Below are 6,000 nucleotides of genomic sequence, written 5' to 3'. Positions count from 1 at the left end.
CCCTAAAGAGCCGTTCGAGACTAGGACGTTGATAGGTTGGGTGTGTAAGTGCTGTGAGGCATTGAGCTAACCAATACTAATTGCTCGTGAGGCTTGACCATATAACACCAAAATGGTTTTAAGAGTGTGAAGAAAACATACTCGCTGTACTACAGACTACGATACCAACACTGGTTTGATACTTGGTTATCACTATTTCAAAAGTTTTATTGTTAAAGACTCAAGTTCACGAACTTGCGTGTTTTGGCTAAGGCAAACAGAAGCCCCCCAAAACGATCGCAAACCCGTTTGCTTGACGATCATAGAGGCGTTGAACCACCTGATCCCATCCCGAACTCAGAAGTGAAAGGCGCCATCGCCGATGGTAGTGTGGGAGATCCCATGTGAGAGTAGGTCGTCGTCAAGCATCATACAAAGGAAGCCCTGATAGCAATGCTGTCAGGGCTTTTTTGTGTCTGCGGTTTTCCTCATCTCAACACCTCAACACAGCTAGATTGCGCATCCCTTTTGTACCCCGCTTGCGCCTGTCTCATGCTTCGACGCGTCAGCGCGTGACATCAAAAGCGTGCGTCTTATGGCATCAGTCAGAGAAGGCGTTCAGAAAAACAGAGGCATAGCACCACCTGATCCCATCCCGAACTCAGAAGTGGCTCTCAACACGCCGCAGGCGCTCACCATCGCCGATGGTAGTGTGGGAGATCCCATGTGAGAGTCCCACAAGGGGATAGATATAGGTCGTACCGCAAGGGTATAGATATAGTCAAGCATCATACAAAGGAAGCCCTGATAGCAAACGCTGTCAGGGCTTTTTTGTGTCTGCGGTTTTCCGCACCTCAACACCTCAACGCAGTTAGATTACGCATCCCTTTTGTACCCCGCTTGCGCCTGTCTCATACTTCGACGCGTCAGCGCGTGACATCAAAAGCGTGCGCCTTATTAGCATCAGTCAGAGAAGGCGTTCAGAAAAACAGAGGCAGAGCACCACCTGATCCCATCCCGAACTCAGAAGTGGCTCTCAATACGCCGCAGGCGCTCACCATCGCCGATGGTAGTGTGGGGGATCCCATGTGAGAGTAGGTCGTCGTCAAGCATCATACAAAGGAAGCCCTGATAGCCACGCTGTCAGGGCTTTTTTGTGTCTTCGGTTTTTCTCATCTCAACGCATCAACACCTCAACGTAGCTAGATTGCGCATCCCTAAAGAGTGCGTCTTATGGTATCGATCAGAGAAAGTGTTTAGAGTCAGACCATAATCGCGCACTGTACGAGCTTTCTTCGCTGTGACTTTTGACATTAAGGTAACGTTATCTAATAGTGTCGCAATATCATTGCGTCATGCTGAATACGTCAGCTCCAGCTTTTCAAATCCCTCAGTAAAGTCATTCCGATGTGCAGAAGATTCAATAAGATAATGCTACTGTAATGGTGAATGTGTTTATAAGAAGTTTTTTTACATTAACTAAAATACAAAATTTTATCTCTAACTTATTGAAAAATAAGGACTGTCACCAATATGTCAGGTAAGTGTCGTAAGTTTTATTGCTTGCAGCTGTTAGGTTCATGACTCAAGCAGTGACAAGGATTTTAAGATGATTATCAAAAAGCTTAGATTACAACGAGGTTGGTCACAGGATCAGCTTTCGCAGTTGAGTGGCCTTAGTATTCGTACTATTCAGCGGATTGAAAGTGGGCAAAAAGCTGGTTTGGAATCTCTAAAAGCTTTGGCTGCTGTTTTTGAAACAACAGTGTCAAACTTACAAGAGGAATCCGATATGGCAACAGGTGACAGTCAAACTCAAAAAGTCGATATTGAAGAGCGTTTAGCATTCGCTCGAGTCAAACGAGTAAAAGGTTTTTATATTCATCTGGGACAGTATTTAGTGGTAATGACCCTGCTGTTTACGATAAACCTTGTAACTCGTCCTGAATATATTTGGGCTTTTTGGCCGTTATTAGGTTGGGGTGCAGGACTAACATTTCATGGTCTGAGGGCGTTCAGTTTGATCAAGTGGTTTGGCCCAGAGTGGGAAAAGCGTCAAGTTGAGAAGTACTTGGGAAGAAAGTTATAAATAATCTTTATCAATTACAGCGAGAGAATAGTATGGCAATTCGTGTTGGCATCATTGGGTTTGGCTTATCTGGGCGAGTTTTTCACGCACCGTTTGTATCGCATCAATCCGCGATGACGCTTTCCTATATTTGTTCTTCAAAGCCTCAAGAGGTGCATCAATATTGGCCTGATGTCACGGTGGTTAGCGATGCCGATGCATTGATTAAAAGTAGTGACGTTGATCTGGTAGTGATTACGACGCCTAATGAGCTGCATTTTCCACAAGCTAAGTTGGCGTTAGAATCGGGTAAGCATGTATTGCTTGAGAAACCTTCTGTTACGGAGGTGGAGCAAATCGAAGAGTTGTGCCGCTTAGCGTACGATAAAGGGTTAGTCTTTACTGTGTATCAAAACCGTCGTTTTGATGGCGATTTCTTACGTTTAAAAGAGTTAGTTGAAACCGCTGAGTTAGGACAATTGAAGCAGCTAGAAAGCCGCTTTGACCGTTTTCGACCGGAAGTTCAAGACCGCTGGCGTGAGCAGCCTGGTGTTGGCACTGGTATCTTCTGGGACCTCGGGCCTCATGTGATAGATCAGGTGCTGGCGTTGCTGGGAACGCCTGACTGGTTAAGCGCAAGCATAGACACACTACGTGAAGAAGGCGTTGCACCGGATGTGTTCGAAATCGAGTTGGGTTACGGCAAGTCTCGAGTTCGACTTGGTGCAAGCTTATTTGAAGCAGGGGACATGCGCCGCTTTAATGCCCGCTTTGATGCCGGCACTTGGCATTGCTTTGGTTTAGACGCTCAAGAAGATGCTTTGCGAGCGGGTGAGTTACCCGGTCAAGATGACTTTGCCAAAGGAGTCCAAAAAGCGATGAGATATAATGCACCTGACCAAAGCAGTATTACTGAGACGGAGGAAGTATTATCTGCAGGTCGTTATATTGATTTTTATCAGCGTTTAGCGGATGCGATTCAAGGTAAAGGCGATGCGCCAGTTTCTAAGCAGCAAGCCTGTGAGTTGGTGTACGCTATGAAACTAGTAGAGCAGTCGGCACAATCAGGGGAGCGTAAGGCTTGGTTTTACACCAGCCCTTTCTAATGTGTCAGCGTACTTACGCACTTTTTGCGTGATCTCTTGAACTAAGCTCAATGAAATTCTATTGGCTGTTTAGATTTTCATTGAGTTGATCAACTATCCGTCATACCATTTCGCGCGATACTGCTATGTGCCATACAAGTGCAGGCAGTCAGTAACTGGTTTTTCTGAGGAAGATAATGAATACAATTGTGAATTTCGGCAAATTAGCGCTGGCTGGTTTGTTGTCTCTTACGTTAGCCGCCTGCGGTGGTAGTAATGACCCCGTTGCATCGGATACAAGTCAAGCCGCGCCAATTGCGAAGGCTAAGCCAATTGAGTGGAAAATGGTCACCACTTGGCCGAAAAACTTTCCTGCATTGGGCACCGGTGCTGAGCATCTAGCACAAAGCATTACCGCTATGTCTGGTGGCCGTATTAAGGTCAAAGTCTACGCCGCGGGCGAATTAGTTCCTGCATTGGAAGCGTTTGATGCGGTGTCCCGTGGCACAGCACAAATAGGTCATGCAGCCTCTTACTATTGGAAAGGCAAAGTGCCTGCAGCACAGTTTTTTACGACGGTACCATTTGGTCTAACGGCACAAGAAATGAATGCATGGTTGTCTCAGGGTGGTGGTCAAGCGCTTTGGGAAGAGGTGTATGCACCGTTTAATATTATCCCTATGGCAGCAGGCAACACAGGTACGCAAATGGGCGGCTGGTTCAATAAGGAGATTAATTCTGTTGCCGATCTTAGCGGACTGAAAATGCGTATGCCGGGTTTGGGTGGCGAAGTCCTAGCGGATGCAGGGGTAACAGTTGTGAATATGCCAGGCAGTGAAATGTTTACGGCATTGCAAACGGGCACGATTGATGCGACAGAGTTCGTCGGGCCATACAATGATTTGGCATTTGGTATCTATAAAGCGGCGAAATATTACTACTACCCAGGCTGGCAAGAGCCCGGATCAGCGATTGAGACGTTCATTAACAAAGAGGCATTCGAAGCCTTGCCGGAAGATTTGCAGTTGATTGTTCGCGCGGCAGCACGTCAAACCAATGCAGAAATACTAGATGAATACACCGCGATGAATCACAGTGCGCTAGACACCTTGATTAACGAGCATGGGGTGATTCTAAAACGCTACCCTGATGATGTTTTAGCGGAGTTCCGTGCATCGACGGAGAGAGTAATGGAAAAAGTGGCTGCTAACGATCCATTGAGCCAAAAAGTCTATGACTCCATGAAGCGCTTCAAACAGAATGTCATGAAATGGAGTGATATTTCTGAGCGCGCTATTCTGAACGCTCGATCCGCTGACTAATGTGGATTAGAACTTGATCACATTTAGCCCCTTAATACGTTGAATTAAGGGGCTTTTTTATACCAATTGCTAATAGGGTTGTCGAGCAATTTCTACTCAAAACATAGTATCCTTGGATACCCATGTGCTTGACATAGGATCATTGCCTAAGAGCGTGAGAGAATTCTGCGCACTTCGGTTTTAACTGACAAAAATAAAGTAACTCGCTTCCTAAGGGATATATCCATGATCAACGTAAAAGCTTTCAGCAAGTGGATGCTTGCTGGCATCACAGCAGCCAGCTTGGTTGCCTGTGGCGGTTCTGAGCCATCAGAGAATACGCAAACACAAGCGGCCGCTCCGGCGAAACCAGAAACCATTGAGTGGAAAATGGTGACTACTTGGCCGAAAAACTTCCCTGCATTGGGGACTGGTGCCGAAGCCCTAGCGGAAAGCATCAATGCTATGTCAGGTGGCCGTATTCATGTCAAAGTGTATGCCGCAGGGGAATTAGTGCCAGCGCTAGAGGCGTTTGATGCGGTCTCTCGTGGCACCGCGCAAATCAGTCATGGGGCCTCTTACTACTGGAAAGGCAAGGTGCCAGCCGCGCAATTCTTTACCACAGTGCCCTTTGGCCTAACGGCACAGGAAATGAATGCTTGGTTGTCTCATGGTGGTGGCCAAGCATTGTGGGAAGAAGTGTATGCACCGTTTAATGTGATCCCTATGGCGGCGGGTAACTCTGGCACGCAAATGGGAGGATGGTTCAATAAAGAAATTAACTCGGTAGCGGATCTTGATGGTCTGAAAATGCGTATGCCGGGGTTAGGAGGCGAAGTCTTAGCCGATGCGGGTGTCACGGTTGTTAACATGCCGGGCAGTGAAATGTTTACCGCACTGCAAACTGGCACCATCGATGCGACTGAATTCGTCGGCCCATACAACGACCTAGCCTTTGGACTCTATAAAGCAGCGAAATACTACTACTACCCAGGCTGGCAAGAGCCTGGTTCCGCGCTGGAAACCGTGGTTAACAAAGATGCCTTCGAGGCCTTGCCAGAAGACCTGCAGTTGATTGTCCGTGCGGCAGCACGTCAAACCAATGCAGACATCCTTGATGAATTCATGGCGATGAATAACAGTGCTCTAGAAACACTGATCAACGACCATGGTGTTATTTTAAAACGTTTCCCTGACGACGTATTGGCGGAGTTCCGTGCATCAACGGATACCGTGATGGAAAAAGTGGCTGCCCAAGATCCACTAAGTCAAAAAGTATACAGCTCTATGAAGGACTTTAAAGAGAAAGTCATGAAATGGAGCGACATCTCTGAGCGTGCCATCATCAATGCTCGTGCAGGTGAGTAGCTTGTTTTAATAACTGAATGGTTGCTAAGCCCCTTAGTCGTTGGATTAAGGGGCTTTTTTTTGATCAATTATGATGACAAGTGTTGAGCTATTTAGATGCAGAGCATAGTATCATTCGTGACCAATGCGGAAGAAATAAGTTTTTTGCTTGCGATTAGCTGAGTTTATTATACGGCCGCAATCCAGTCGTAAACTGACA

The 6,000-nt window shown here is 46.7% G+C and carries 4 protein-coding genes and 2 rRNA genes; all 6 read left to right on the top strand.

Going from position 1 to position 6,000, the window contains the following annotated elements; translation table 11 throughout:
* Positions 1-101 (top strand): 23S ribosomal RNA (locus tag AYW76_RS13755); the annotation flags it as partial.
* Positions 102-291: 190 nt separating this feature from the next.
* A 5S ribosomal RNA gene (gene rrf / locus AYW76_RS13750) occupies positions 292-406 on the top strand.
* Between the two features lie 1,182 nt (positions 407-1,588).
* On the top strand, positions 1,589-2,068 hold the full coding sequence (locus AYW76_RS13740; RefSeq protein WP_067221267.1) for a 2TM domain-containing protein: 480 nt from the start codon (positions 1,589-1,591) through the stop codon (positions 2,066-2,068).
* Positions 2,069-2,100: 32 nt separating this feature from the next.
* Positions 2,101-3,153 carry a Gfo/Idh/MocA family oxidoreductase gene (locus AYW76_RS13735; protein WP_067221264.1) on the top strand — a complete coding sequence of 351 codons (1,053 nt, stop codon included), beginning with the start codon at positions 2,101-2,103 and terminating at the stop codon, positions 3,151-3,153.
* A gap of 176 nt (positions 3,154-3,329) precedes the next feature.
* Complete coding sequence (locus AYW76_RS13730) at positions 3,330-4,454, top strand: TRAP transporter substrate-binding protein (RefSeq protein ID WP_067221261.1); 1,125 nt, start codon at positions 3,330-3,332, stop codon at positions 4,452-4,454.
* Positions 4,455-4,679: 225 nt separating this feature from the next.
* Positions 4,680-5,801, top strand: a complete 1,122-nt coding sequence (locus AYW76_RS13725) for a TRAP transporter substrate-binding protein (RefSeq protein WP_067221258.1) — start codon at positions 4,680-4,682, stop codon at positions 5,799-5,801.
* Positions 5,802-6,000 lie beyond the last annotated feature (199 nt).

Origin of the sequence: Marinomonas gallaica, assembly GCF_001639745.1 — a bacterium.
Lineage (GTDB): Bacteria > Pseudomonadota > Gammaproteobacteria > Pseudomonadales > Marinomonadaceae > Marinomonas > Marinomonas gallaica.
This window is presented reverse-complemented; position numbering and strand designations above follow the sequence as displayed.

What these genes read in the sequence shown, in the direction of transcription:
- AYW76_RS13740 (WP_067221267.1), top strand. Translation starts at nt 1,589, where the DNA reads ATGATTATCAAAAAGCTTAGATTACAACGAGGTTGGTCACAGGATCAG.
- AYW76_RS13735 (WP_067221264.1), top strand. Translation starts at nt 2,101, where the DNA reads ATGGCAATTCGTGTTGGCATCATTGGGTTTGGCTTATCTGGGCGAGTT.
- AYW76_RS13730 (WP_067221261.1), top strand. Translation starts at nt 3,330, where the DNA reads ATGAATACAATTGTGAATTTCGGCAAATTAGCGCTGGCTGGTTTGTTG.
- AYW76_RS13725 (WP_067221258.1), top strand. Translation starts at nt 4,680, where the DNA reads ATGATCAACGTAAAAGCTTTCAGCAAGTGGATGCTTGCTGGCATCACA.